General features: G+C 40.5%; 21 protein-coding genes and 2 other annotated features (1 of these 23 running past the window's edge). Of the genes, 19 read left to right on the top strand and 2 right to left on the bottom strand.

The window, feature by feature from the left end; all coding sequences use genetic code 11:
• Positions 1-100 (top strand) — a binding site (T-box leader); it begins 101 nt to the left of the window's first position.
• A gap of 463 nt (positions 101-563) precedes the next feature.
• The 8 genes from EO116_RS02220 (at position 564) to EO116_RS02185 (ending at position 9504) form a co-directional block, all read left to right on the top strand.
• Positions 564-2102, top strand: coding sequence for a 2-isopropylmalate synthase (locus EO116_RS02220; RefSeq protein ID WP_240629106.1), 1539 nt, complete (start codon positions 564-566; stop codon positions 2100-2102).
• A 4-nt stretch (positions 2103-2106) separates the two neighbouring features.
• Entirely contained in the window at positions 2107-3372 is a 1266-nt protein-coding gene (gene leuC / locus EO116_RS02215) for a 3-isopropylmalate dehydratase large subunit (RefSeq protein ID WP_127160450.1), read from the top strand.
• 1 nt (position 3373) lies between these two features.
• Positions 3374-3868 carry a 3-isopropylmalate dehydratase small subunit gene (locus EO116_RS02210; RefSeq protein ID WP_127160449.1) on the top strand — a complete coding sequence of 165 codons (495 nt, stop codon included), beginning with the start codon at positions 3374-3376 and terminating at the stop codon, positions 3866-3868.
• A 132-nt stretch (positions 3869-4000) separates the two neighbouring features.
• Positions 4001-5074, top strand: a complete 1074-nt coding sequence (leuB, locus tag EO116_RS02205) for a 3-isopropylmalate dehydrogenase (protein ID WP_127160448.1) — start codon at positions 4001-4003, stop codon at positions 5072-5074.
• Positions 5075-5348: 274 nt separating this feature from the next.
• Positions 5349-6236 (top strand): prephenate dehydratase, encoded by an 888-nt coding sequence (gene pheA, locus EO116_RS02200; protein WP_127160447.1) that lies wholly within the window; start codon positions 5349-5351, stop codon positions 6234-6236.
• Between the two features lie 296 nt (positions 6237-6532).
• Complete coding sequence (locus tag EO116_RS02195; protein ID WP_127160446.1) at positions 6533-6946, top strand: PepSY domain-containing protein; 414 nt, start codon at positions 6533-6535, stop codon at positions 6944-6946.
• A gap of 332 nt (positions 6947-7278) precedes the next feature.
• Complete coding sequence (locus EO116_RS02190; RefSeq protein ID WP_127160445.1) at positions 7279-7788, top strand: hypothetical protein; 510 nt, start codon at positions 7279-7281, stop codon at positions 7786-7788.
• A 144-nt stretch (positions 7789-7932) separates the two neighbouring features.
• Positions 7933-9504: a class I SAM-dependent methyltransferase gene (locus tag EO116_RS02185; RefSeq protein WP_127160444.1), complete on the top strand. Its 1572-nt coding sequence runs from the start codon at positions 7933-7935 to the stop codon at positions 9502-9504.
• Between the two features lie 173 nt (positions 9505-9677).
• Here EO116_RS02185 and EO116_RS02180 read toward each other — a convergent pair whose 3' ends face one another.
• Positions 9678-11123, bottom strand: coding sequence for an aminoacyl-histidine dipeptidase (locus tag EO116_RS02180; protein WP_127160498.1), 1446 nt, complete (start codon positions 11121-11123; stop codon positions 9678-9680).
• A 167-nt stretch (positions 11124-11290) separates the two neighbouring features.
• Between EO116_RS02180 and EO116_RS02175 the strand changes: the two genes are divergently transcribed.
• Positions 11291-12268: an asparaginase gene (locus EO116_RS02175; protein ID WP_127160443.1), complete on the top strand. Its 978-nt coding sequence runs from the start codon at positions 11291-11293 to the stop codon at positions 12266-12268.
• A 73-nt stretch (positions 12269-12341) separates the two neighbouring features.
• On the opposite strand, the gene EO116_RS02170 is transcribed toward EO116_RS02175, so the two are convergent.
• On the bottom strand, positions 12342-13076 hold the full coding sequence (locus EO116_RS02170) for an adenosylcobinamide amidohydrolase (protein WP_127160442.1): 735 nt from the start codon (positions 13074-13076) through the stop codon (positions 12342-12344).
• 202 nt (positions 13077-13278) lie between these two features.
• Between EO116_RS02170 and yfbR the strand changes: the two genes are divergently transcribed.
• The 10 genes from yfbR (at position 13279) to mce (ending at position 26745) form a co-directional block, all read left to right on the top strand.
• Entirely contained in the window at positions 13279-13872 is a 594-nt protein-coding gene (yfbR, locus tag EO116_RS02165; protein WP_127160441.1) for a 5'-deoxynucleotidase, read from the top strand.
• A gap of 63 nt (positions 13873-13935) precedes the next feature.
• Positions 13936-14146: a binding site (T-box leader), on the top strand.
• A 39-nt stretch (positions 14147-14185) separates the two neighbouring features.
• Positions 14186-15739 carry an ATP-binding protein gene (locus EO116_RS02160; protein WP_127160440.1) on the top strand — a complete coding sequence of 518 codons (1554 nt, stop codon included), beginning with the start codon at positions 14186-14188 and terminating at the stop codon, positions 15737-15739.
• 26 nt (positions 15740-15765) lie between these two features.
• Positions 15766-18426, top strand: coding sequence for a valine--tRNA ligase (locus tag EO116_RS02155; RefSeq protein WP_127160439.1), 2661 nt, complete (start codon positions 15766-15768; stop codon positions 18424-18426).
• An 11-nt stretch (positions 18427-18437) separates the two neighbouring features.
• A complete protein-coding gene (locus EO116_RS02150) occupies positions 18438-19730 on the top strand; it encodes a folylpolyglutamate synthase/dihydrofolate synthase family protein (protein WP_127160438.1) in 1293 nt (430 codons plus the stop codon).
• On the top strand, positions 19730-20935 hold the full coding sequence (locus EO116_RS02145) for an O-antigen ligase (RefSeq protein WP_164726037.1): 1206 nt from the start codon (positions 19730-19732) through the stop codon (positions 20933-20935). The genes EO116_RS02150 and EO116_RS02145 overlap by 1 nt, the downstream gene beginning before the upstream one ends.
• A 673-nt stretch (positions 20936-21608) precedes the next feature.
• Positions 21609-23117 carry an acetyl-CoA hydrolase/transferase family protein gene (locus tag EO116_RS02140; RefSeq protein WP_127160436.1) on the top strand — a complete coding sequence of 503 codons (1509 nt, stop codon included), beginning with the start codon at positions 21609-21611 and terminating at the stop codon, positions 23115-23117.
• Between the two features lie 21 nt (positions 23118-23138).
• Entirely contained in the window at positions 23139-24785 is a 1647-nt protein-coding gene (locus EO116_RS02135; RefSeq protein WP_126941051.1) for a methylmalonyl-CoA mutase, read from the top strand.
• A gap of 30 nt (positions 24786-24815) precedes the next feature.
• The gene (locus tag EO116_RS02130; RefSeq protein WP_009352817.1) at positions 24816-25211 is read left to right on the top strand and encodes a cobalamin B12-binding domain-containing protein; all 396 of its coding nucleotides are present in this window, start codon (positions 24816-24818) and stop codon (positions 25209-25211) included.
• Positions 25212-25279: 68 nt separating this feature from the next.
• Positions 25280-26221, top strand: coding sequence for a methylmalonyl Co-A mutase-associated GTPase MeaB (meaB, locus tag EO116_RS02125; RefSeq protein ID WP_062401068.1), 942 nt, complete (start codon positions 25280-25282; stop codon positions 26219-26221).
• 101 nt (positions 26222-26322) lie between these two features.
• Entirely contained in the window at positions 26323-26745 is a 423-nt protein-coding gene (gene mce, locus EO116_RS02120; RefSeq protein WP_009352819.1) for a methylmalonyl-CoA epimerase, read from the top strand.
• Positions 26746-26755: the final 10 nt, after the last annotated feature.

Below are 26755 nucleotides of genomic sequence, written 5' to 3'. Positions count from 1 at the left end.
CAGCGATGGTGAAATCAAGTAGTCATCGACGGTAGTTCCGTTATAACTGTGAGAACCAACTAGGGTGGGACCGTGTTATTGAAATGATAATGCCCCTTGATGTGCACTGCACATTGAGGGGCTTTTTTGTATCATAGGTTGATTAGTGTTTCTTACATTTTACGATGAGATCTGTATAAGGTATACAGTACAAGTAGACTCTATTAGAATGTTCTGATAGTTGTAAGCATAGCTTGCTAGCAGTAGAATATGCGGTTGGTTGTGAACAAACCGCTACACAAGATAGAGAAAAATCTGTGATGTAGTACTACTAAAACTATAGTATATAAAATGTAAAAACCTCTATGAAACCAATACGCTATACATAACGCCCCTAGGGATGCATTGTCATCTCTGGGGGCGTTTTTCTATTCTCTGAAAGTTATTTTCACAGAACATAGGAATACAACCACCACAAGAGGGATCGCCGCAAAGGTGAGATATGGTCGCGACATATCCAGTTTTGTAGAGATACTTCATGATAATGAAATTAAGACATACGATAGATAGAAAGAGGAATCATCATGAACAATAGAATTTATTTTTTTGATACAACACTTCGAGATGGGGAACAAACACCGGGTGTGTCCCTTCAAACACCAGAAAAAGTAGAAATTGCACAAGCCCTTGTGCGCCTTGGATTAGATGTCATCGAAGCGGGGTTCCCAGCTGCATCAGAAGGTGACTTTGAAGCAGTAGCTACGATTGCTAAAGAAGTACGTGGATGTACTATTGCAGCCCTTGCTCGATCTAATGAAAATGACGTGACAAAAGCCGCAGAAGCACTAGTAGGCGCAGAGCGCAGTCGTCTACATGTGTTTATCGCTACTAGCGATATACATTTAGAGTATAAATTGAAAAAGACTCGTGAAGAAGTGTTAAACATTGTGAAACACATCCTTGAGTTTGCGAAAGGTAAATTTGATGAAATCGAGTTCTCCGCAGAAGATGCATCTCGTACAGATTTAGATTATCTATGTCGTGTCTTTGAAGTGGCTATTGAAGGTGGAGCTTCCATTTTGAATGTACCAGATACAGTAGGCTACATGACACCAGAAGAGTTTGGTAATCGTATTCGCTACATTAAAGAACATACGAAAGGTATCGAAAAGGCAATCATCAGTGTCCATTGTCATAATGACTTAGGCCTTGCCAATGCTAATACGTTGGCAGCTATCGAAGCGGGAGCTCGTCAAGTGGAATGTACAATGAATGGCTTGGGAGAACGAGCTGGTAATGTGGCTATCGAAGAAGTCGTAATGACCATCAAAACTCGCCATGATCACTATCCATTCGATGTACACATCGACACACCACTATTCACTCGTACTAGCAAATTGGTGAGCAAACTTTGCGGTGTTGCCGTGTCACCTAATAAGGCTATCGTAGGTGCCAATGCCTTCGCGCATGAGTCTGGCATTCATCAACATGGTATGTTGAACAATCCTACAACGTACGAAATTATGACACCGGCTAGTGTAGGAGCAGAAAAAACGTCTATCGTATTGGGTAAACATTCTGGCCGTCATGCTTTTGAAGATCATTTAGTGAATTTAGGCTTTCAGTTAGAAGAAGAACGAGTGAATGAATTGTTCGTTCAATTCAAAGCCTTAGCAGATAAGAAAAAACAAGTTTACGATGAAGATATCTACGCTTTGGTGATGGATACCATGCATCACGAGCAAGCATTCCACGTGGTACAACACGATTACCATTCCGATCAAAATGGATACGTGCTTGCTAGCATTCGTGTATTAACTCCGAATGGGGAACGCATGGATGCCGCTGTTGGTGATGGTCCAGTAGATGCTTCTTTCAGAGCTATCGAACGATTGGTGAATACACCATTTGTATTGGAAAACTTCCAAATCCGTTCTGTAACGGTAGGTAAGGATGCCCTTGGGGAAGCGGTGGTGAAAGTCAACTACAATGGCCGCAGATTCCAAGGTCGTGGTGTTAGCACAGACATCGTAAAATCTAGTGTGAATGCCTATATTAACGCAGTAAACGCAATTTATTTAGCAAAAGAATTAGAACAAGAGTTTGGAAACCAGGAGGGTTAATGTCATGGGTATGACGATTACAGAAAAGAATATGGCACGCCATGCAGGGCTTGCAGAAGTAAAAGCAGGTCAAATGATTGAGTGTCAATTAGATTTCATCTTAATGAACGATATTACATTTCCACCAGCAAAGAAAGAGTTTGAAAAAATCGGTAAACCTGTATTTGATGCAGATCGCATCTACTTAGTACCGGATCATTTCACACCGAATAAAGATATTAAATCGGCTACACAAGCGAAAGTGATGCGTGATTTTGTACGACAACATAAGATTACACACTATTTTGAAGTAGGCCGTATGGGCATTGAGCACGTATTACTACCAGAACAAGGTTTAATCGGGCCAGGGGAAATGATCATCGGCGCTGACTCTCACACTTGTACGTACGGAGCATTGAATGCTTTTGCTACTGGTGTGGGTTCTACAGATGCTGGGGTCGCTATGGCAGAAGGTAAAACTTGGTTCAAAGTGCCAGAAACTATTAAGGTTGTTCTAGAAGGAAAACCAGCAAAATGGATTTCCGGTAAAGATATTGTATTGGACTTAATCGGTAAAATTGGTGTGGATGGAGCTCGTTATAAAGCCCTTGAGTTTCATGGATCTGGTGTGCAATACATGACGATGGCAGACCGCTTGACGATCTGTAATATGGCCATCGAAGCGGGTGGTAAATGTGGTGTATTCCCATACGATGCAGTGACAGAGGAGTATATCCAAGGTCGCATCACACGCCCTATCGAACCGATTGCAGCAGACGAAGATGCAGACTATTGCCAAGTAGTGACCATCCAATTGGACGAATTAACACCAGTGGTAGCATACCCACATCTTCCTTCCAATACGCATTACATGAAAGACATTGTGAAAGAAGAACGTATTCAAATCGACCAAGTTATCATCGGTTCTTGCACGAATGGACGCTTTGAAGATTTAGAAATGTGCGCAGAAATTTTTAAAGGTCGCAAGGTGGCGGACTTCGTGCGTTGCATCGTGATCCCAGGGTCCCAAGATGTATATAACCAAGCTGTAAAAGCAGGCTTAATGGACATCTTTATCGAAGCAGGCTGTGCTGTAAGTACGCCAACGTGTGGTCCTTGCTTAGGTGGTTACATGGGTATCATGGCAGAGGGAGAACGCACTGTGTCTACTACAAACCGTAATTTCCGTGGCCGTATGGGACACGTGGACAGTGAAGTATATTTAGCAAGCCCGTATGTGGCGGCAGCAAGTGCAGTAGCAGGGTATTTAGCAAGCCCTGAGGAGGTATAATATGGCAGACTTTCAAGGAACGATTTGGCGCTACGGCGACAATGTAGATACAGACGTAATCATTCCAGCGCGCTACTTGGCTATAGCGGATATGGCGGAACTAGCAGAACATGCTATGGAAGACATTGATACTACATTTGCATCGAATGTGAAAGCTGGTGAAATTATGGTAGCTGGCAAAAACTTTGGTTGTGGTTCCTCTCGTGAACATGCACCAGCAGTGATTAAAGAAAAAGGTATTTCCTGCATCGTAGCAGATAGCTTTGCTCGTATCTTTTTCCGCAATGCTATCAACATCGGTTTACCAGTAATTGAAATTGGTGATGCAGTGGAGCGCATTCAAGAAGGTCACGAAATCGCAGTGGAAATGGCCACAGGTGTTGTCCATAATGTGACTACCGGTGAAAGCTACCAGGGAACAGCACTACCACAATTTGTGCAAAATATTGCCAAAGCAGGTGGATTGGTAAACTTTGCAAAAACAAGACAAAACTAATATATCTAATAGGGTGCCTTAGGCAAAGCTACTATCGATTAGCCTAGAGGTATTCCCTATAGTATGGATACTAACTAGGTAGAATATCTTGGTATATTGTAGATGTGTAGAGACTTTTAAAAGAGGAATACTATGAGTGAAAAACAAATTGTCCTAATTGCTGGCGACGGCATTGGGGAAGAAATAACAAATTCGGCGCGTGCTGTGGTGGATGCAGCCTTTGCCAAAGCTGGTGTAACAGCCAACTGGATTGAGAAAAAAGCTGGCGGTGCGGCTATCGATGCCTTTGGTGAACCATTACCACAAGATACTATCGATGCATGCCAAGCAGCAGATGCTGTATTATTAGGTGCTGTAGGAGGCCCTAAATGGGATGATGTAGATCCGTCCATCCGTCCAGAAAAAGCCATCCTTGGTTTACGCAAAGCATTGGGCTTGTTCTGTAACTTGCGCCCAGTGAAAATCTATCCAGCATTGCGTGAATTTTCTCCGTTGAAACCAGAATTGGTAGAAAACGTTGACTTCGTTATCGTTCGTGAATTAACAGGCGGCATCTACTTTGGGGAACGGGAAGAAGCACAAGGAGAAGGCCCAACAGAATTTGCTTGGGACAAAGAGACTTATGCTCGTTATGAAGTGGAACGCATCATGGACGTAGCAGTAGAAACAGCTCGTAAACGTTCCGGTAAAGTGGTGAGCGTAGATAAAGCCAATGTATTGGCATCCTCTCGTTTGTGGCGTAAAATTGCGAAAGAAAAAGCAGAAGCTAACCCAGATATTTCCATGGATTACTACTATGTAGATAATACAGCTATGCAACTAGTGACGAATCCAGGTCAATTTGATGTGTTAGTGACAACTAACTTATTTGGAGATATCTTGAGTGATGAAGGGGCTGTTATCTCTGGCTCCCTTGGCTTATTACCATCTGCCTCCATCGGTACAGGCACTTCTTTGTATGAACCAATTCATGGTTCGGCGCCAGACATTGCAGGACAAGGTATTGCTAACCCATTAGGTACGATTTTGTCTGCTGCCATGATGTGTCGTTATTCCTTGGACTTACCTGCGGTAGCGGACTCCATTGAACAAGCAGTAACAGCTGTTCTTGATGCTGGCTATCGTACAGGGGATATGTATCGAGAAGGATTCACGAAAGTGAATACCCAAGGCATGACTGACGCTGTCATAGCGCACTTAGGATAAGATGTAAGAGTATATAAGGTATAAAAAATCGCGGCACACTCCTCCACAAACTGATACTATCGTTAGGTTTGCTCCGGAGTATGCCGCGCTTTTTTGCATATGTTGTTGTCTAGATATCACTAACATCGCTTAGGGGCGCTATGGGGGCTAGAGAAAAGTAGATATGTATAATTTTAGGGAAAAGAAATATATATACTAGTTAAGGTTTCATGTGCTTTTGTGTATAATAGTGTACATATGTCAGTGTTGGGAACGGAATGTAGGAGGAGTTACTATGTCAGATGAACGAGTTACGGATCTACAGTTGGCACACTCTGTACTAGGCTATACAGGCGTACCTGGTGCCTATGCTTATGAAGTGTTGCAGAATGTACTTTCAAAATATATAGAAAAGGGTGGATCCGTGGAAGGACAACGGATTGAGCGCTGTCAAAGTCATCGTGAGCTCGTACAGGCTGTCCACGAAGGACGCATCGATTATGCCATATTGCCTATTGAAAATTCCATCGTTGGTGAAGTGCGGGATAGCACAGATTTAATCAAAGATAAGAATATCCACATCGTGGGAGAAGTACGCCACCGTATTAGCCATAGTTTATTGGGCGTGCAAGGTGCTAGCCTAGATACGATTCAAGAGGTGTACTCTCATGAGCAAGCCCTCATGCAATGCTCACAATTTTTGGCGACTCACAGCTCGTGGCAACTAAGTCCTATGAACAATACAGCCATGAGCGCGAAATATGTAAGTGATACCCAGGATATAACGAAAGCATGCATTGCCAATGAATCTGCGAAAGATTTATATGGTCTCACACTGTTGGCGCCAGACATTGCAAACTTTAAGGAAAACTTTACACGATTCTTCATTATTACCCACAAGGATGTAGTGATTCATGATGCCCATAAGTTAAGTATCATTGTACAAACACCGAATACTCCAGGAGCACTGGTGAAAGTATTACGAGTCTTTGAAAATCATCAGCTGAACATGGTGAATATCAAGTCACGACCATGTATGCACACGCCGTGGGAGTACTTTTTCTACATTGACATAGAAGGGGAAGGCCGTGAAGCAGAAGTACAACAAGCTTTAACAGAAGTTCAAGATCTGTCTAATTACTTACAAGTCTTAGGACATTATAAAATCTATGATGTACTGTGAGGTTTTCAACAGAACTCTGGTGCCATAGAATACTAATATAGAGACATGATGGAAACCTTGCTATTTCTAGATGCTGTAATGCTAGGTAGTATAATAGTAATTTAAAAGTTTCATGAAGTTTCGGAACACTTCTTGCTCACAGAAATAGAGATATGATACTATATTTTTATAAATTATATAGAAATATGTAGATATGCGTAGGTGTGTTATATAGATGTACTATGTAAATGTAGTATAGGCGATCGCCAATTTCTATATAAGTATTAAGACTGTGAAATTGAGTAAGGAGACATAGTATGAAACGAAGCATTATTTCTTTTTTTGTAGGCGCCATTGTGACGGCATGTGCTATGGGGTGGTTTTGGTATCAAGATCGTGAACAGTATACACGTGCTATTCCAGCTGTAAAAGGGTCAGTCCAAGTAGCACCAGTGGTGAATGGAACACCAACAGGAACGACAAATGGTACTGTACAACAAACTGGAGCCGTAGCGCCACAAGCAACACAGCAACAAGTTCAAATTACGCAAGAAAAAGCGATGGAAATCTTTAAAGCAGCATACCCTGACTATCGCATTGAAAAAGTTAAATTCGATACAGATCATGGACGTGCTCATTATGAAATCGATGGGGAAACCTTAACACGTGAAGTAGAAATTAAAATCGACGCTGTGACTGGGGAAATCTTCCAAGTTAAAGAAGGACATTAATACTTTTCTAAAGGACTAAGAATACCTAACCTATCTAGTAGGCTAGGTATTCTTTCATTAGTAAAGGAAATGATTGTATTAGTCTTACAATCGACAAATAAATGAGTTTCTAACGACATCATGAATCATTTTCTAGTAGTACATTTTAACGTACTGTGTTAGTATGGATTATAGAAGATTCGCCGAACTATCTGCGTATAATGTAGATTTATTTGGTGTATAGATGCTAGTACATCAAAGATAAAGTTTAGAAAATAAAAGGGAGGAGACCTTAAGATATTTAGAAGTTAGCATATCAAATTTGAGTGAGTAAAGCAGGATGGAGGGATTGTATGACAGAACTACACATGTATTTAGCGTATTTGACAGCATGGACCATATACCAATTGTGGTCAATTCACAGATGGATACAATCGGAGTCAAAAGAGGAAAAAGCCGAGAATGCGGGTCATGCATTGCAGGAGGTTTTAAACTTTATTTCGCCTAAGGCAGTGGCTGGTTTGGCCATGAGCGGAATCATTTTTACAGGGGCTGCAGATGTATTAGGCATTTTGCTAGTGAAAGGCTTCATACGTGAGCCTCAATGGCTAGATACTTTATTAGTCGGCCTCGTTTGCGTAAGTATTATAGTGGGCATCCGTTCTGCCATTGAGGCCTATCGCATTGTTCTAAGTGCATCTAATTCTCGTCAACCGGATCTCTTTTTAGTACGCCATGAAAGACTATTTAAAAAGGGTCGTATGAACCTAGAGGTTATAGTGAACCGGATATTACATATTCTATATGCGGGATTTGCCATTTACACGATTGTTATACTTTTACAAGTATTGCATATTTTATAAGAAAATTTGTCAATAATGTTTATAGGATATTAGTAAAAGTTGTGGTGGTCTGTTATAATAAATTGATTACATTACATATGGTTAGAGCATAGCAGTGCAAATGAAAGTATATATACAAATCAATTAGTAAGAAAGGCATTGATAATGAACGTAAACAAGAAAACAACAATTTCTAAAGAAGAAACGGCCGTGATTAAACATTTAAAGGACTCCTATAATGAATTGGTATATCCGTCTAAATCCTTTGGTGTAACCTCTGTAAACAGTTTAGAGGCAAAGGCAAAATTATGGGGCTTGAATCCAGTGCCAGCGAAAGAGGCTCGAGTATTAGAACTAGGTTGTTCTATGGGTGGTAACATCATCGGTCAAGCTGTGTATCATCCAGAGGCATCTTTTGTAGGGGTGGATCTTAGTGGGTCTCAAATTGAAATCGGCAATGAAATCATTACAGCTATTGATTTAAAAAATGTAAAACTGATAGAACAAGATATTCTAAAAATTGACAAAGATTTTGGCACATTCGATTACATCATCGTTCATGGTATTTGGTCTTGGGTGCCAGATGTGGTGAAAGAAAAAATTTTAGAGATCTGTAATGTGAATTTGTCCGAGCGTGGGGTAGCCTACGTTTCTTATAATGTATATCCAGGTTGGCATCGATTGGATCAAGTGCGAGAGATGATGCTCTTTGCTACACGGTATGATCAGGATATGGATTTATTACCTCGCACAGAAAAAGGGATTTCCTTCGTACATCATATGAATGAGCTTATCAAAGGCTCTAAGGATGTGGTACCTAAATTAGGCTGGAAAACAGATAGCTTTGATTCTGCGTTAGATCATAAAACATATTATATTGCTCACGAATATTTAGAGCCTATTAATGACCCTGTATATATAACGGATTTTATTGGCCGCGCTAACAAACATAAATTAGTCTATGTAGCGGATACAGATTTCCAACTGTCTGCTATTACGTGGATGAAAAAAGAACGCAGAGAATTAATTGAAGCTATGTCTGGTGGAGATTGGAATACGAAAGAACAAATTCTAGATTTCTATTTCGATACCCAATTCCGTCGTTCCTTATTATGCCATGAGTCACAAGCTCATTTACTACGTCATAATGAAGAGTTTTTAATTACCACTCTTGATTCCCTCTATTTCGGTATGATCAATAAGGGTAAGGAGTTACAGGATACAACAAATATGGTAGAACAAGCCATTGTTAATCAATGTCGTAAAGGAGAAATGTTCACCGTTGCTGATTGTAAAGCAGATCTAAAACGACTACAAGATGATACAGAGCATGATGATGTGGAATTATATAGCATGTTGATTCGTTTCTTGTTGTGTGGATTTATTGCACCTGTGACAGAGAAAAAAGAAATCACCACATTCAAAGAAGGTGTGTCTACGGTATCAAAAGAGATGGCTAATTATGTACAAACTGTTGTGGATCGAGGTGGATCCAGATTTATTAACATCTCCGATTTGTACAATGACAGCATTACAGGATTTAACTCTGCGCATGTGCTGATGATGAAACAATTAGAAACGCCAAAAACTTTAGAAGAGCTATACAAAGTAGCGGATGAAATTTTGAAAGTAGATGAAACGAAACCATCTGGTGAAGTGGTGGCGTTAAAAGGCCGTACTGTGGTAGATAATACATTAGAGGTTTTAGGTCAACTGGGGTTCTTGCGTAATAACTAGAACTATTGGCAGGTAGCTTAGGTAGTGGACCCAGTAAGATGATTATAAAAAGAGCTGTACTAGCATGTCTATGTGACATGTGAGTACAGCTCTTTTGCTGTGTTATGCAATACACAAAGCTAATATGTATATAACAGAGGGGAACCGCATAGCGACTCCCCTTGTTGATAGCATTATTGTAGTTTTTCTAATAAGGTTAATAAGAATTTGGACACTGTATCTACTGCTGGCAAGTGTAACCGTTCTTTTGGTGTATGAGCGCCTAAGATAGTAGGACCAAAGCTAATCATTTGTGTATTTGGTAATTGTGCTTTTAGTAAGCCACATTCAAGGCCTGCATGCACGGCTGTTACATGAGGTTCTACACCGATTACCTCTTTGTATAGAGCGATCGCTTGTTCCTCTAAACGGCTACCGCGTTCGTATTCCCAAGCAGGGTAACGACCTTGCTCAGAAGCAGTGAAGCCATGTATTTTTGCCAATGTCATGATGCGGTTACGTAGGTAAGCTAGTTGACTCATAGTCAAGCTACGTACGGAGATAAGAATATCTAATTGTGTGTCATTATCTTCGACGATAGCGATATTGTTACTGGTATCTACTAAGCCTTCTAACTTTTTACTCATACCAAATACACCATGAGGTGCTAAGTACAAGAATTGCAAGAAGCTATGTGCTTGCTCATCGCTATAGATCGTAGCAGGAGTGTCACAAGGAGTAACTTTCACTTGTAGATTTGGATCTTGTGGAGATAATTCGTGACGAATAATCTCAGTGTTTGCTTGGATATGAGCTTGTAATGCGTCTGCATCAGAAGGTTGGCAAAGAATCGTTGCCTCTGCAAAGCGAGGGATCGCATTATGTTTAGAACCACCTGTAAAATTGCTTAAAGAAATAGGAGATTCTTGTTGTGCTTCCACTAATAAGCGAGCTAGGATTGTCAGAGCATTACCAAGTTGTTCGCCAATTTCAATGCCAGAGTGACCACCATGGAGTTCATCTACGGAGACTTTCAAAGCAGTTAATCCAGCTGGTGCTGGTACTGCGTTCGTTGGTAAAGTAAGGTCCAAACGACAGCCCCCAGCACAGGCTACAATAAATTCATGTTCTTGTTCTGTATCGATATTGAGCAAATATTGTCCGTGTAGGCGGTTACCTTTTACAGCCATAGCGCCGTTCATACCTGTTTCTTCATTAGTAGTAAATAGACATTCTAAAGGTCCATGAGGGATGGTTGGATCATCTAGGACAGCCAGTGCCATCGCCACAGCAATGCCATTATCGGCACCTAGAGTAGTTTCATTGGCGTGTAACCATTCACCTTCTTCAATCAGCTCGATTGGGTCCTTGGAAAAATCGTGCGTAGATGTGTCAGATTTTTCTGCCACCATATCAATATGACCTTGTAAAATGATAGATGGATGATTTTCATAGCCAGCAGTTGCATTAGCACGAATGATTACGTTTAATGCTTCGTCTTGTTCTGCGTCTAAACCTCTATCTTTGGCAAATTGCATTAGAAAATCGCTAATACCCTGCTCATTGCCAGATTCACGAGGGATTTGACTGATTTCACGGAACCAATGTAATACATTCGTTGTATAGTTAGTATGTGTCATAATAAACCCTTTCTTAGGATGGATGAAATACTCAATAAAATAACTATACTCCATTAGTCGTAAGGGGTCAATATAAGAATAAAGGATTCTTTTATGATGAAAGTTTATGTCAATGGTGTGCCAAGGAATGCTATAATAAAAATAGTGATTTCAAAGGAGGTTATCACATGAAGGATACAAAGATTATGATGATAGGCACAGGAGGTACCATTGCAGGTACAGGAAATGGGTCTAGTGCATTAACAGAATATAGATCGGGATCCATAGGTGTGGATGATTTGATGCAAGCTGTGCCAGCTTTGGAGGGGTATGGCCCGTTTGAAAGTGTCCAATTCTCTAATATCGATAGTTCTGAAATGAGCCCCTATCGTTGGGTACGCTTAGCACTACTTGTGAATGAAGTGGCTGAGCGAGATGATATAGGTGGTATTGTTATTACCCACGGCACAGATACGATGGAGGAAACTGCATATTTCTTGCAATTGACGGTACATACGAAGAAACCGGTCGTGATGACTGGTTCCATGCGTCCTGCTACAGCACTCAGTGCGGATGGTCCGGTGAATTTGCTGCAAGCTGTACAAGTAGCACGCAGTGACAATGCTTGGAACCAGGGGGTATTAGTGGTCATGAATGGCTACATTGATAGCGCTAGAGAGGTGGCAAAGCTACACACTACTGATGTGGCTACCTTTGGAAACGCCCAATTAGGTCATATGGGTTGCGTACAAAATGGAACAGCTTATTTTTACTATACTCCGTGTCGTAAGCATACAAGTGACAGCGAATTTATTTTGCGTGAGGAAGTGGAATTGCCACAAGTGGGAATTGTGAATCTCTATGGAGGTATGGATACAGAAATACTAACTATGGTAGCAAGTCGATCACAGGGGTTAATTGTGGGTGGTTTTGGGCATGGCACATTGCCACAGGGTGTACGAGATACGCTCAAAAAAATTACCATTCCCAAAGTGCGGTCATCCCGCATTGGGAATGGTATTGTATCTAGTAATTCATCGGATGTGAAAGAGGGATTAATCGTTAGCGATTCTTTGTCACCTGTGAAAGCTAGAATACTTTTGATGTTGGCGTTACAACAAGAACGAAGTCGAGAAGATTTAGAGAAACTGTTTACACTCTATTAAGGCGTTTATTATTGTGCTATGCACTCTACGGAGATCTAGGTTAACGGAATGGTAGCACAATAAGCCCTAATAGTTATAAATCCAAGGTATCTGCATTCTCTAATGCTGTTTCTATAGCACTTCGTACGGCTTTGGCTAAGGTGTCGCCAAACTGGGAGAACGTGCCTGAGTCTGTGAGGAGCTCTCCGTTCGGATCAATGGTCATGATGACACCATCTGTGGATGTGCCTGTAGCTAGTTGTCCAGATAGGATGCTAGTGATTCCCTTGGATTGGAGTGCTACGGTTTTGGCTTCCGTTATAGTTAGCAATGATTTTGTGAGAGCCCCGTCGGTGAGGGCGCAGTTGGTAAACACTAATAGGTTGATGGTGCCTCCGGCATGGAAGGCGCCATCTTTTTCGTAGTATGTATAGCCATCGCCTGCTCGATGCGCTGTTTTTTCAACACCTGCTGTAGCAATGACTTCGACTATGATGGTTCCCTCTTGTAAGCATACATAGGCATGTCGCTCCATAGAAGCGCTAGTCAATAAGGCTGTACAAAAATGAATCGGTAGGTCTAGTTGTACGCATTCTTTTGCTAAATAAGCAGACGTGGATCCACCAGGTAATTCACTTTCATCATTGACGAAAAATGTGAGTTGTTGATTGCGCACAGCCATGACATGGTGCAAGCCACCGTTGAAAGGGCTCGTGCTGATGGCATAATAAGGCATATCATAAGTCACAGTAATGGCAGAATTGTGTATATCTACATAGCCACCACTACGTAGTGTAGTAGGGGCCTTATATTGATTGTGATTGGGCATATATCCTCCTAGTAAGTAACATGAGATTTTATATAGTTATAGTACCATAAAACGGAACATAGGGGATATTGAATTTAGTATATTTTATGTATCAGAGATTAACATAATAACTATTGGGACGTACTAAACAACTCATTACCGGAATAGCGATAATGGGCTTTTTTTTGTATAATGAGTATAATGGATTAAGGAGGCATGTACCATGGAAGAAAGTCATTTTTTTGCCCTTTTAGGGCGTATGAAATATATTCAACGTTGGAGCTTGATGCGCAATACCGAAGTAGAAAACTTGCAAGGTCATAGTTTAGAAACGGCTATGATTGCCCATCAATTAGGAGTGCTTCGGAATACATATTTTGAGGGAACTGTGGATGTGAACCGATTAGCGGTACTGGCCATGTATCATGATGTGAGCGAAGTATTTACAGGAGATATGCCCACGCCAGTGAAATATTTTAACCCTAAATTGCGTGCCCTATATGGGGAAGTGGAACAGTTGGCTAATGAAACCTTATGGCGTACGTTGCCAGAACCGGTGCAACCAGTCTATGAGGAAGCCTTAGTATCTGTTCCAGAGGAATACGAAGTACTAGTGAAAGCAGCGGACACTTTATCAGCATTCATGAAATGCGTAACAGAAAAAGCCGCAGGTAATGACGAGTTTAATGCAGCCTATGATACGATTCACGAACGATTAGTACAGATGCAATTGCCAGAGGTAGATCTATTTTTGAAAGTGTATGTGCCTAGTTTAACGAAGTCCTTAGATGAAATGAATGTGTCTTTTATAAAGTAGATAGTTTTGTAGCTTCATATATTGACGGTGTTGCATACTTTCACGTATACTAATACTATATAGATAATAACTAAGAAGAGGAAAAATCTTTTGAACGCATCACAGAGAGCATTGGGTTGGTGGAACAATGTATGTAGTAGGAAGAGGGTAGCCTCGGAGTTGGCATGGTGAACTAGAGTAAGTGTGCCCGCTGATCAGCGTTAACGATAGTGAGTGATTGCTACGGCAATAATCTAGGTGGTACCGCGGAAGTATAGACCCTTTCGTCCTAATGGACGAAGGGGTCTTTTTGATGTTTTGAAGAGGGAAAACTATGGATTTAGTAAACTATATCGGAGAAACTAGTTCTTACGATAAAAAAGTACAGCTCGAACGGCATAAACCTAAAAGTTGGCTAAAATCTGTTAGTGCATTTGCCAATTCAAAAGGCGGGGTGCTTATTTGGGGAATCGATGATGAAGATAGGCTCGTAGGATTAGATGATGCAAAAGGTGATTCTGAGTTCATTAGCGCGATAATTAAGACCAAGCTAGACCCTACACCTAGAGTTAATTTAGAAGTCATCAGGAATGATAATAAAGATCTTATTATGTTACAGGTGTATGAGGGAAACGAAACTCCCTATTATTATGTAGATAGTGGAAATAGGCTTGCCTTTATACGAGTTGGAAATGAAAGCGTTGCAGCCAGCAGCGTGCAATTAAATAGCCTTATTTTACGAGGTATGAATAAAACATTTGACACCATATCAACAACTATTTCGATAGAACGAGCTGCATTTTCTAAGTTAAAATCTGTATACTTTCAGCGAACAGGGAATGATTTGCGAGACAATGATTTATTATCTTTTGGGTTAGTAAGTAGTGATCATTATCTTACGAATGCAGGAGCGTTATTAGCTGATGAACCATTAGTTCGTCAGTCAAGGGTATTCGCCACAAGATGGAATGGCCTTGATAAAACGAATGGTAGAGAAGAGGCTCTTGATGATAAAGAGTTTGAAGGTAGTCTTTTGTTATTGTTACAAAATAGTATAGACTTTATAAAAACCAATTCTAAAAAACGTTGGAAAAAAGTTGATACATATCGCGTGGAATATCCTGATTATCCAGAGCGAGCAATACAAGAAGTATTGGTAAATGCTTTGATTCATCGTGATTATGGTGAATTAGGTTCAGAAGTTCATATTGATATGTATGATGATAGATTAGAAATATATTCTCCTGGGGGGATGATGGATGGAACTTTTATTCAAGAGTTAAACATATCGAATATATCATCTAAACGTAGAAATCCTATGATTGCTGATGTATTTAGTAGAATGCACTTAATGGAGCGACGGGGCAGTGGGCTAAAAAAAGTGTTGGATATCTACGAGTCACAAGAAGAATATAATGCATCTTTACGTCCAGAGTTTCGTTCCACTCAAAGTTCTTTTTTTGCTGTACTTAAAAATTTGAACTATGAATATGATAAAAGAACGGCAGTAAAAAACGGCGATAAAGGGGCTATCAATCTTGATAGTAAGGAAAATAGTTCTGATGGTGGCGATATAAGACCGGCGATAAAAGATGATGAGAACGGCGATAAAGGGGCTATCAATCCTGATGTTAAAGGAAATAGTTCTGATAGTGGCGATATAAGACCGGCGGTCAAGACCGGCGATAAAACAACGATAAAAAATGAACAAAAAAAGCAAATACTTATTTTTGCTGAAATGAATCTATTTTTTAAGGCGAAGGATATCGCGGAATTGTTGGGGTTACAAGCGTCGAGAGCAAGATATTTATTACAGGAATTAGTGAAAGATGGTAAAATCAAAGGAATTGGTAATAATAAAGGTAGAAAGTACCAATTAATAAAATAATTATTATATCCAAATTAGGAGGACATATGAAGGAATATAAAAATCTCACAACGTACAATCCAAAAGAGATTGAACAACAATGGTACACATATTGGGAAGAGAAAGGGTACTTTCACGAGGAAGTAGATACGAATAAAGAGCCGTTCAGTATTGTGTTACCACCACCAAATGTAACAGGTCAATTGCACATGGGTCATGCCCTTGATAACACCTTGCAAGATATTTTGATTCGTACGAAACGTATGCAAGGTTACAATGTGTTGTGGATGCCTGGTACAGACCATGCAGGGATTGCAACGCAAGTAAAAGTAGAAGAAAATATCATGAAAACAGAGGGAAAATCTCGTCATGATTTAGGTCGTGAAGAGTTCTTAAAACGTGTATGGGAGTGGAAACAAGAGTACGGTAGCACCATCGTAAAACAAATCCGTAGTTTAGGCGCTTCTTGCGATTGGACGAGAGAGCGTTTTACTTTGGATGAAGGTTACCATGAAGCGGTATTAAAAGTATTCGTAGAATTATACGAAAAAGGTTTAATCTATCGCGGAGAACGCATCACTAACTGGTGCCCTAATTGTTTGACAGCCTTATCCGATATCGAAGTAGAACACGAAGATGAAAATGGTCATTTGTGGCATATTAAATACCCTGTTATCGGGGAGGAAGATACATTCTTAACCGTAGCTACCACACGCCCTGAAACGATGTTTGGTGACGTAGCTGTAGCGGTGAACCCTAATGATGAACGCTATGCCCATTTAGTAGGTAAAGAATTATTGCTTCCATTCGTAAATCGTCATATCCCAATCATTGCTGATGAATATGTAGATCAATCGTTCGGTACTGGTTGCGTAAAAATCACGCCAGCCCATGACCCTAATGACTTTGAAATGGGACAACGCCATAATTTAGAAAGCATCGTGGTGATGAATCCAGATGGCACTATGAATGCAGGAGCAGGACACTTTGTGAACATGCCTCGTGAATTAGCACGTAAACAAGTAGTAGCAGAATTAGAGGCGCAAGGTTTATTAGAAAAAGTGGAAGAACATGGTCATAGTGTAGGCCATTGTTCCCGTTGTAACACGACAGTAGAACCTATGGTGTCGAAACAATGGTTTGTATCTATGGAACCATTGGCAAAACCTGCCTTAGAAGTGGTACGTGATAAATCTATTGAATTTGTACCAGAACGTTTTACAAAAACGTATACTAACTGGTTAGAATCTATTCGTGATTGGTGTATTTCTCGTCAATTGTGGTGGGGACATCGTATCCCAGCTTGGTACTGCCAAGATTGTGGAGAAACCATCGTAACAGCAGAAACGTTGACAGAATGTCCACATTGCCATGGCAAAGTAGAACAAGATCCAGACGTATTAGATACATGGTTCAGCTCTGCGTTATGGCCATTTGCCACAATGGGTTGGCCTGACAATACAGAGGAAGTGAAACATTGGTATCCTACAAGCGTTATGGTAACAGGCTACGACATCATCTTCTTCTGGGTAGCTCGTATGATTTTCATGGGCTTAGAATTTAAAGAAGAAATTCCTTTCAAACACGTCTTCATTCATGGTTTAGTACGTGATAGCCAAGGTCGTAAAATGAGTAAATCCTTGGGCAATGGTATCAATCCATTAGAAGTGATTGAAGAATACGGTGCCGATGCGTTGCGCTTTACCTTGGTAACAGGGAATACGCCAGGGAACGATATGCGTTTCTACATGGAACGTGTGGAAGCAAATCGTAATTTTGCCAACAAAATCTGGAATGCATCCAAATTCGTATTGATGAATTTAGAAGGCTTTGATGAAAGCTTTGTACCAAGCGCAGAAGACTACACATTGGCGGATAAATGGATTCTAGAAGAATACAATAAAACAGTGACTAATATTACGAATAACCTTGATAAATTTGAATTAGGGGAAGCAGCGAGCGCTGTATACGATTTCATTTGGAATACGTACTGCGACTGGTACATTGAATTAGCGAAACCTCGTTTGTACAACAAAGAAGGTGGCCGTGACCGTCAAACAGCTCAATACCTATTGGTATCCATCCTTCGTCATATGATGGAATTATTGCACCCATTCATGCCATTCGTAACAGAACATATTTGGCAACATTTGCCACATGAAGGAGAGAGCATCATGGTCGCTCCATGGCCAAGTACATTATCCATGGAAGGGTTCAGCTCTGCAGCAGCATATATGAATGTGATGATGGACGGTATCAAAGGTATTCGTAACATGCGTGCAGAAATGAATGTACCAATGGGTAAACGTTCTGAAGTTATCTTAGTGCCTGCTACAGAAGAGTTGAAAGGTATCTTAGAAACCCATGGTGATTACTTCCATACCTTAGGTTGGGCTGAAAAAGTGACGGTACTTTCACCAGATGCGCCAAAACCAGAAAATGCTACAGTAACTGTGGTGAACGGCTTAGAAGTGTACTTGTTGTTGAAAGATTTAATTGACGCAGACAAAGAAAAAGAACGTATCGCCAAAGAACAAGCCACAGTATTGAAAGAAATCGCTCGTTTAGAAGGCAAATTGAACAACCAAGGATTCTTAGCGAAAGCCCCTGAAGCGGTAGTGGCGAAAGAAAAAGAAAAATTGGAAGAATACAAACAAAAACAACAAGCCTTGAACGAACGTGAAGAGTTCTTAAAAACATTAGCATAAGGAGATCCATCATGAATTATACGGAAGCGATTGCCTACCTAGAAGAGGTAGCCTCCTTTGGGATTCATCCAGGATTAGAACGGATTACAGCGCTATTAGAAGAGCTAGGAAATCCACAACATACATATAAAACCATACATGTCACAGGAACAAATGGGAAAGGGTCTGTTTCTACGTATATTACCTATGGCTTGTATATGAGCGGGCTTCGAGTGGGGACATTTACGTCCCCGCATCTCCAATCCTATACAGAACGTATGCGTGTGAATACGGCCTATATTACAGAAGAGGCCTTTGCTGATTTGATTGAACGTGTAAGCCATGCTGTGAAAACTATTATGGATCGCGGTGTGGAAGCACCCACACAATTTGAAATCTTAACAGCAGCGGCGTTCCTATTCTTCCAAGAACAAGGTGTGGACTATGCCGTTATCGAAGTAGGCTTAGGTGGATTACTAGACTCTACGAATGTCATTACTCCAGAAGTGGCAGTAATTACAAACGTGACCATTGACCATCAAGCGTACTGTGGAGATACCGTAGAGGAGATTGCCCGCCATAAAGCAGGTATCATCAAACAAGGAGTGCCTCTTGTAACAGCAGCTCAAGGGAGCGCTCTTGATGTGATCAAGGAAACGGCTCGTTCTCTAGGCGTGACCTATCATGTGTTCAATGAGGACTTTACCATCGATAGTCGCAGTGCGATGGCGATGGGACAAATGATTACAGTAAAAGATAAAGCAGGCCATAAAGACATGCTCTTCACATCCATGCATGGTATCCATCAAGCCCTAAATTTAGCGTGTGCAGCAAGGGTATTGCAAATTTTGAAAGACAAAGAACCAGCAGTGAGTGAAGAAACGTACCGTGAAGGATTGGCTCGTGCTGCTTGGCCAGGACGGTTTGAAACCTTCAAAGTCCATGGCAGGACAATCATTTTAGATGGGGCTCATAATGCGAGCGGAGCAGAAGCTTTTTCTATGACTTTCAATGAACTGTATCCAGACAAAGCGAAAACTGTGGTTTTATCAATTTTGGAAGATAAAGATGTATCCACTATGGTCAGCTATTTAGTAGGACAAAAAGATCGAGTGATTACGGTGCCAGCGCCAACACCACGAGGCATTGCACCGCAACAGTTGGCAAAACAAATGCCCGTCCAAGCAGATCCTATGGAGACAATCCAAGAGGGCTTAGACCATGCTATGAAACTAACTAAGGAAGGCGATATCATCGCTGTGGTGGGATCTTTATACATTCTTGGTGATGTGCAACAATGGCTCGCCCAAGAAATGGGGCACTAATGGATGCCCTACGTAGACTATCTATAGATCAGTGGATAGTCTATCTACTCTATGGAGCAACGGTGTGTATTCCCTTATTACCTATAGGAGGCAATATTCTTGTCCTTGTGGCGGGGATATTGGCATTGCTATTTGATAGGCAACGATTTTCTGGGGCCTTACATTGGCTACAATGGGCAGTTCTGGGATTTATTCTTTGGACAGGAATTTCTATCGTTAATTCCATGAATATACAATGGTCGGCTATGAGCTGGTTCTACCATATAGGTATGTATGGCAGTATCTATTGGTTGATGACATATTATATAGATACTGAAAGACGGCAGAAAACGTTTTTGTCCTTATTTTGTATGACTGGAGTTCTCGTGTGCTTAGGTGCGGGATATCAGTATTTTTATATGACTCCGGAACATATTCATGAATGGGTGGATAATGTTTATTTTCCAGGACTCATGCGGCGCATGTATGGGACGTTACAGAACCCTAATTTATTGGGTGAGTATTTATTGTTTGTCCTGTCCATTGGTGGATTAGGAACGATACAGGTATTGAAAGCTAAAGATTGGAAACGCTTTGCTTACATGGCATTAGCTGTCGTATTTATGCTATTATGCCTTGTTCTTACCTATTCGAGAGGCATGTGGCTTAGTTTGGCTATTGTTGTATTTGTAGCAGGTATTTGTGTAGAGCGAAGATTATTATATGCTCTTCTAGTAGTGCCGTTAGTGTTATTCTTTTACCATGGGGAAGTATCCAGTCGATTATGGTCCCTTTTTAGTGGGCAAGATACATCGGTCATGCTTCGGTGGGCATTGTGGGATAGTACTATGTACATGATAGAAGATTTTCCTGTCTTTGGTATTGGTTGGGATGCGTTTTGGATGACCTATCCAGACTATAATTACTTTATCCAAGATCCAACGGTCATAATCTATCATGCTCATAATTTGTATTTGCAAGTGGCTGCAGAAACGGGCCCCATTTCCTTGTGCTTGTTGTTAGCAATATTGCTAGGGCATAGTAGAAATGTACAAAAACAAAAGTGCCTTTCCATTCCATATCGCTATAGTATGACCTTAATCACCGTAGTTGTTTTGGTAAGCGGTCTCTTTGATCATGCTTTATATAGCCAGCAAGTAAGTATGGTCTTGTGGCAACTATTAGGCTTTTCTATGAGTGTCATACGAAATAAAAAAACAATATAAAAAATTAAAAGTATAGAGAAGGTCTTATGACAATCTCTATACTTTTTATATGTGGTAATCATTGTATTTAGATTGTATGAGGACTATAACAATATTTACATATATCAATGACTATAGATGAATGAGAATGCTGAGCTGCCAATTATAAGAGAGTATTTCTTGGCAGTAAGGTTAAGAAATAAAGTGTGAACCTATCACAGGTGATATAGTTTTAACGCAGACTATGAAGCGGATTAAGAAATATGATTTGGGATATAACAAAAAATAATAAAAGCAAATAACTGTTAGTTATGAATAATATAACACATAGAAATGCATAAACATAAATAGAGTGTATGCATAAGAGTTGAAATATCGAAAAAAGTTGTACTACACCAACATTTATAGATATAGGTAGATAAAGGGTATAACAAAAAGTTATACTCGCATTGGATTTATCTGTTCTGTATGCCTATTATGCATATATTTGCATATATGGTTGACAATAATAAGAAAAATGAGTAGTATTTATGGGAATTAACAAATGTCACACTTTGAGTAGATATTTAATCTTATATTTCTTTAGCAGTTTTGTAAGTAAGAAATTTCTTTCATAATAGAAATAAAAGAATTGAATGTATAGTGTGATTGTTAGATAGCTGAATAAGTCATTCAAACTAAAGGAGATGGTAGTATGATCGACATTTTAGATCGCGTGCAAGGCGCAGCGTTGCAAGCAAAAATTACTACAGCAGAAGAAGCAGCTAAATTGATTAATCCAGGAGACCATGTAGGTATCAGTGGTTTTACACCATCTGGTTACCCTAAAGCAGTGCCATTGGCTCTAGCAAAACGCATGGAATCAGATCCTTTCCAAATTGATCTTTGGACTGGTGCATCAGTTGGTGATGAAGCAGACGGAGCATTAACTCGTGTAAACGGTATTCGTCGTCGCTTCCCATATCAAACAAATAACGATACTCGCAAAGCTTTGAATAGCCAAAAAATTCGTTATATTGATATGCACCTTAGCCAAATGGCTCAACAAATCCGTTATGGTTTCTTCGGTGACACTGACGTAGCTATCATTGAAGCGGTTTGCATCCGTGAAGATGGTGGTATCGTTCCTAGTACATCCGTTGGTAACTCTCCAACATTTGTGAGTCAAGCTAAAAAAGTTATCGTAGAAGTAAACGTATCTCAACCAATGTCCTTGGTAGGTATGCACGATATCTATGAACCACAAGATCCTCCATACCGTGAGCCATTCCCGATCAAAGCGGCTGGCGATCGTATCGGAACAGATTACATCCCATGTGATCCTGCGAAAATCGTAGCTATCGTTCCATGTGATGTACCTGACACAACTCGTCCACTAGCACCAATCGATGATGATGCAAAAGCGATGAGTCAACATTTGATTAACTTCTTCTTAGAAGAGGTAAAAGCAGGTCGCTTACCTGAAAACTTGTTGCCATTACAATCTGGCGTAGGTTCTGTAGCGAATGCAGTTGTATCAGGTTTGGCAGAAGGTCCTTTCACAAACTTATCTATTTTCACTGAAGTTATCCAAGATGGCATGTTGGATTTAATTGATGCAGGTAAAGTAACAGATTGCTCTGGTACAGCATTGTCCCCATCTCCAGATGGATTGAAACGCTTCTATGACAATATCGACAAATACAGTAAACACATTCTATTGCGTCCGCAAGAGATTTCCAATAACCCTGGTTTAGCTCGTAGACTTGGTGTAATCACTATGAATACAGCAATCGAGTTCGATATCTTCGGTAATGTAAACTCTACTCACATTATGGGTAGCAAAATGATGAATGGTATCGGTGGTTCCGGGGACTTCACTCGAAATGGTTATATCTCCATTTTCTGTACGAACTCTGTAGCAAAAGGCGGAGATATCAGCTCCATCGTTCCTTTTGTATCTCACATTGACCATACAGAACATGATGTACAAGTATTCTGTACAGAACAAGGTATTGCCGATGTTCGTGGTTTGGCTCCAATTGAAAGAGCATACAAAATCATTGAAAACTGTGCTCACCCAGACTACAAACAAGAATTACTTAACTACCTCGAAAGAGCTATTGAAAAGACAAATGGCGCCCATACACCTATCTTATTAGATGAAGCTCTTTCTTGGCATAAACGCTTCACTGAAACAGGAAGCATGAAAAAACAAGGTTAATTTTATAGGAGGATGATGAACATGGCTAATGACAACTTAAAAGCCAAACTTGCTGAATATGATGCAGCGTACGCTAAAAACTGTGAGAAAGTACCTGCTCGTCAAAACTTACCAGAACAACCGGTATACACACCGCTTGATTTAGAAGGTTTTGATTATGAACGTGATCTTGGATTCCCAGGATTCTATCCTTATACTCGTGGTGTGCAACCTACTATGTACCGTGGCCGTTTCTGGACAATGCGTATGTATGCTGGTTTCGCAACTGCTGAAGAGTCCAACAAACGTTACCGTTACTTAATCGAGTCCGGTGCAACAGGTCTTTCTTGCGCATTCGACTTACCAACACAAATCGGTTATGACTCTGACGACGCTATGGCTGAAGGCGAAGTTGGTAAAGTAGGTGTTGCGATTGACTCCTTAAAAGATATGGAAATCTTGTTCCAAGGTATCGACTTAGGTAAAGTTTCCACTTCTATGACAATCAACGCTCCTGCATCTGTACTTCTTGCTATGTACATTGCAGTTGCTGAAAAACAAGGTGTACCTTCCACTGAACTTCGCGGTACAATTCAAAATGATATTTTGAAAGAGTACGCAGCTCGCGGAACTTACATCTTCCCTCCAAAACCATCCATGCGTTTGATCACTAATATTTTCGAATATTGCTCTCAATATGTGCCAAAATGGAATACTATCTCCATCTCCGGTTACCATATTCGTGAAGCTGGTTCCACTGCTGCGCAAGAAATCGCTTTCACAATTGCTGATGGTATTGCATACATCGAAGCAGCTCTTAAAGCTGGCTTGGAAGTTGACGATTTTGCAGGTCGTTTATCCTTCTTCTGGAACGCACACAACAACGTATTAGAAGAAGTTGCGAAATTCCGTGCATCCCGTCGTCTATGGGCACATATCTTGAAAGAACGTTTTGGTGCTAAAAAACCTAAATCCATGATGTTACGTGTACATACTCAAACAGCTGGTTCTATGTTGACTGCACAACAAGTTGACAACAACATCGTTCGTGTTGCTCTTCAAACTGCAGCTGCTGTAATGGGTGGTACTCAATCCTTACATACTAACTCTCGTGACGAAGCATTGGCTCTTCCAACTGAAGCATCTGTACAAATCGCTCTTCGTACTCAACAAATCGTTGCTTACGAATCCGGTTTAGCTGACGTAGTTGACCCATTGGGTGGTTCTTACTATGTAGAAGCTATGACTAATGCTATCTATGAAGAAGCTAAAGCATACATCCAAAAAATCGATGAAATGGGTGGCGCTGTTGAAGCAATCGAAAAAGGTTACATCCAAAAAGAAATCCAAGAGTCTGCTTATAAATGGCAAATGGAAGTGGAATCTGGCCTTCGTACAATCGTAGGTGTTAACAAATTCCAAGTTGAGGAAAAACCAGTTGAAGGTCTTCTTCGCATCGATGCTTCTGTAGGTATCAACCAATCCAAGAAAACACAACAAGTTCGTGCAGACCGTGATCAAGCAGCAGTTGATGCAGCATTAGCAGCATTAAAAGCTGGTGCAGAAGATGAATCTGTAAACTTGATGCCATTAATCTTGGCTGCCGTTAAAACATATGCTACATTAGGTGAAATTTGTAACGTATTGCGCGGCGTATTCGGTGAATACCAAGCTCATTCCACACTATAATTAATCGAACCTATTTGGAGGTATAACATCATGGCAGAAAAACGTATCAGAGTAATCGTAGCAAAACCAGGTCTTGATGGTCATGACCGTGGTGCAAAAGTAGTAGCACGCGCACTTCGCGATGCTGGTTTCGAAGTTATCTACACAGGTCTTCGTCAAACTCCAGAACAAATCGTTGAAGCTGCTCTTTCTGAAGACGTTAACGTAGTTGCGTTATCTCTTCTTTCTGGCGCGCACAACACATTGTTCCCTAAAATCGTTGAAATGCTTAAAGAAAAAGGCATGGGCGATGTATTAGTAGTTGGCGGTGGCGTTATTCCTGACGCTGATATCCCTGGCTTAAAAGAAGCTGGCGTATCCGCAGTATTCACACCAGGCACTCCAACAGCTGATGTAATTGAATTCATCAAAGCTAACGTAAAATAATATACTTGAGCTAGGCTCGGGCATGTATGTTCGAGCCTAGACGTATATATAATTGGGACGGTGACAATATGGATTTAATCAAAGAACTATTAGAAGGTTCTCGTCTTGCTTTGGCTCGGTCGATTACGGCTGTAGAAAATGAATACGATAATGCGATCGACATTATGAAATCTATCTATCCACGTACTGGTAAGGCTCGTATCTTGGGTATCACAGGTGCTCCAGGGGCTGGTAAAAGTACATTGACAGATAAAGTGGTTAAGCATTATCTAGAACAAGGTAAGAGAATCGGCATCGTTGCTGTTGACCCAACCAGTCCATTCTCAGGTGGTGCTATTTTAGGTGACCGTATTCGGATGAATGATTTGACATTAAATGAAAATGTATTTATCCGTAGTATGGGTACACGTGGTAGCCTAGGTGGATTATCTAAAAAAACAGCAGATGTTGTTAAATTAATGGATGCATTTGGCATGGATCTTGTTATCATCGAAACCGTAGGTGTTGGACAATCTGAAGTAGATATCGTTAAAAATGCAGATACTACATTGGTTGTATTGGTACCAGGTTTAGGTGATGATATCCAAGCAATCAAAGCGGGTATTTTAGAGATTGGCGATGTATTCGCTATCAATAAAGCAGATCGCGATGGCTGTGATAAGCTTAATGTTGAAATTGAAATGATGCTAGACTTAGATTCTCGTGAACTTGATTGGAGACCACCAATTAAGAGAACTATCGCTAGTAAAGATGAAGGTGTTGATGAATTAGTGGAAGCACTAGATGAACACTTTGAATATCTTGAAGATAGTGGAGAATTAGCAGCTCGCCGTGCAGAACGTACGCATGATGAACTAGTAGCGATGATCAATGAGCAAATTATGCGTTATGTTCATGAACATGTGGTTGAAAGCGACGCTTTCAAACAAGATGTAGCAGCTGTTAATAATAGAACTAATGACCCTTATAGTGTTGTTAACTCGGTATTAGAAAAGTCCTTAAAAAGATAATAAAAAGAATGATAAAAATCTAATATCGTGGTATCATATAAGTAATCGAAAGATGACAAAAATCACTTTCGAGTTGCAGCTCATTTGAAAGGAGAGTTATTATGGCATTCAAAGTATTACAAGTAGACCACATCGGTATCGGTGTATCTGACTTGGCAGCAACAAAAGAGTTTTATAAAAACGCACTTGGTATGGAACATCTACCAGAAGATGAAGTAGTTGAAGAGCAAAAAGTAAAAGTAAGCTTTTTCCCTTGCGGTGATGCTGAACTTGAGTTCTTAGAATCTACAACTCCAGATGGCCCTATCGGTCGTTTCATCGAAAAAAATGGTGGCCGTAATGGTATCCAACACGTAGCACTTCGCGTTGATGACATCAAAGCAGCGATTGCTGACTTAAAAGCAAAAGGTGTTCAATTAATCGACGAAGAACCTCGCTATGGTGCTGGTGGATCTGCAATTGCATTCCTTCATCCAAAAGCTACTGGCGGTGTTTTATTAGAACTTTGCCAACGTATGAAATAATAAACTATAT

The organism is Veillonella sp. VA137 (assembly GCF_003992015.1).
Lineage (GTDB): Bacteria > Bacillota > Negativicutes > Veillonellales > Veillonellaceae > F0422.
This window is presented reverse-complemented; position numbering and strand designations above follow the sequence as displayed.

Coding starts and splice junctions, on each gene's coding strand:
- pheA (WP_127160447.1), top strand. CDS start 5,349: ATGTCAGATGAACGAGTTACGGATCTACAGTTGGCACACTCTGTACTA.
- EO116_RS02135 (WP_126941051.1), top strand. CDS start 23,139: ATGGCTAATGACAACTTAAAAGCCAAACTTGCTGAATATGATGCAGCG.
- EO116_RS02195 (WP_127160446.1), top strand. CDS start 6,533: ATGAAACGAAGCATTATTTCTTTTTTTGTAGGCGCCATTGTGACGGCA.
- EO116_RS02170 (WP_127160442.1), bottom strand. CDS start 13,076: ATGCCCAATCACAATCAATATAAGGCCCCTACTACACTACGTAGTGGT.
- EO116_RS02220 (WP_240629106.1), top strand. CDS start 564: ATGAACAATAGAATTTATTTTTTTGATACAACACTTCGAGATGGGGAA.
- EO116_RS02150 (WP_127160438.1), top strand. CDS start 18,438: ATGAATTATACGGAAGCGATTGCCTACCTAGAAGAGGTAGCCTCCTTT.
- mce (WP_009352819.1), top strand. CDS start 26,323: ATGGCATTCAAAGTATTACAAGTAGACCACATCGGTATCGGTGTATCT.
- EO116_RS02185 (WP_127160444.1), top strand. CDS start 7,933: ATGAACGTAAACAAGAAAACAACAATTTCTAAAGAAGAAACGGCCGTG.
- EO116_RS02180 (WP_127160498.1), bottom strand. CDS start 11,123: ATGACACATACTAACTATACAACGAATGTATTACATTGGTTCCGTGAA.
- EO116_RS02155 (WP_127160439.1), top strand. CDS start 15,766: ATGAAGGAATATAAAAATCTCACAACGTACAATCCAAAAGAGATTGAA.
- EO116_RS02190 (WP_127160445.1), top strand. CDS start 7,279: ATGACAGAACTACACATGTATTTAGCGTATTTGACAGCATGGACCATA.
- yfbR (WP_127160441.1), top strand. CDS start 13,279: ATGGAAGAAAGTCATTTTTTTGCCCTTTTAGGGCGTATGAAATATATT.
- meaB (WP_062401068.1), top strand. CDS start 25,280: ATGGATTTAATCAAAGAACTATTAGAAGGTTCTCGTCTTGCTTTGGCT.
- EO116_RS02140 (WP_127160436.1), top strand. CDS start 21,609: ATGATCGACATTTTAGATCGCGTGCAAGGCGCAGCGTTGCAAGCAAAA.
- leuB (WP_127160448.1), top strand. CDS start 4,001: ATGAGTGAAAAACAAATTGTCCTAATTGCTGGCGACGGCATTGGGGAA.
- EO116_RS02160 (WP_127160440.1), top strand. CDS start 14,186: ATGGATTTAGTAAACTATATCGGAGAAACTAGTTCTTACGATAAAAAA.
- EO116_RS02175 (WP_127160443.1), top strand. CDS start 11,291: ATGAAGGATACAAAGATTATGATGATAGGCACAGGAGGTACCATTGCA.
- EO116_RS02130 (WP_009352817.1), top strand. CDS start 24,816: ATGGCAGAAAAACGTATCAGAGTAATCGTAGCAAAACCAGGTCTTGAT.
- leuC (WP_127160450.1), top strand. CDS start 2,107: ATGGGTATGACGATTACAGAAAAGAATATGGCACGCCATGCAGGGCTT.
- EO116_RS02210 (WP_127160449.1), top strand. CDS start 3,374: ATGGCAGACTTTCAAGGAACGATTTGGCGCTACGGCGACAATGTAGAT.
- EO116_RS02145 (WP_164726037.1), top strand. CDS start 19,730: ATGGATGCCCTACGTAGACTATCTATAGATCAGTGGATAGTCTATCTA.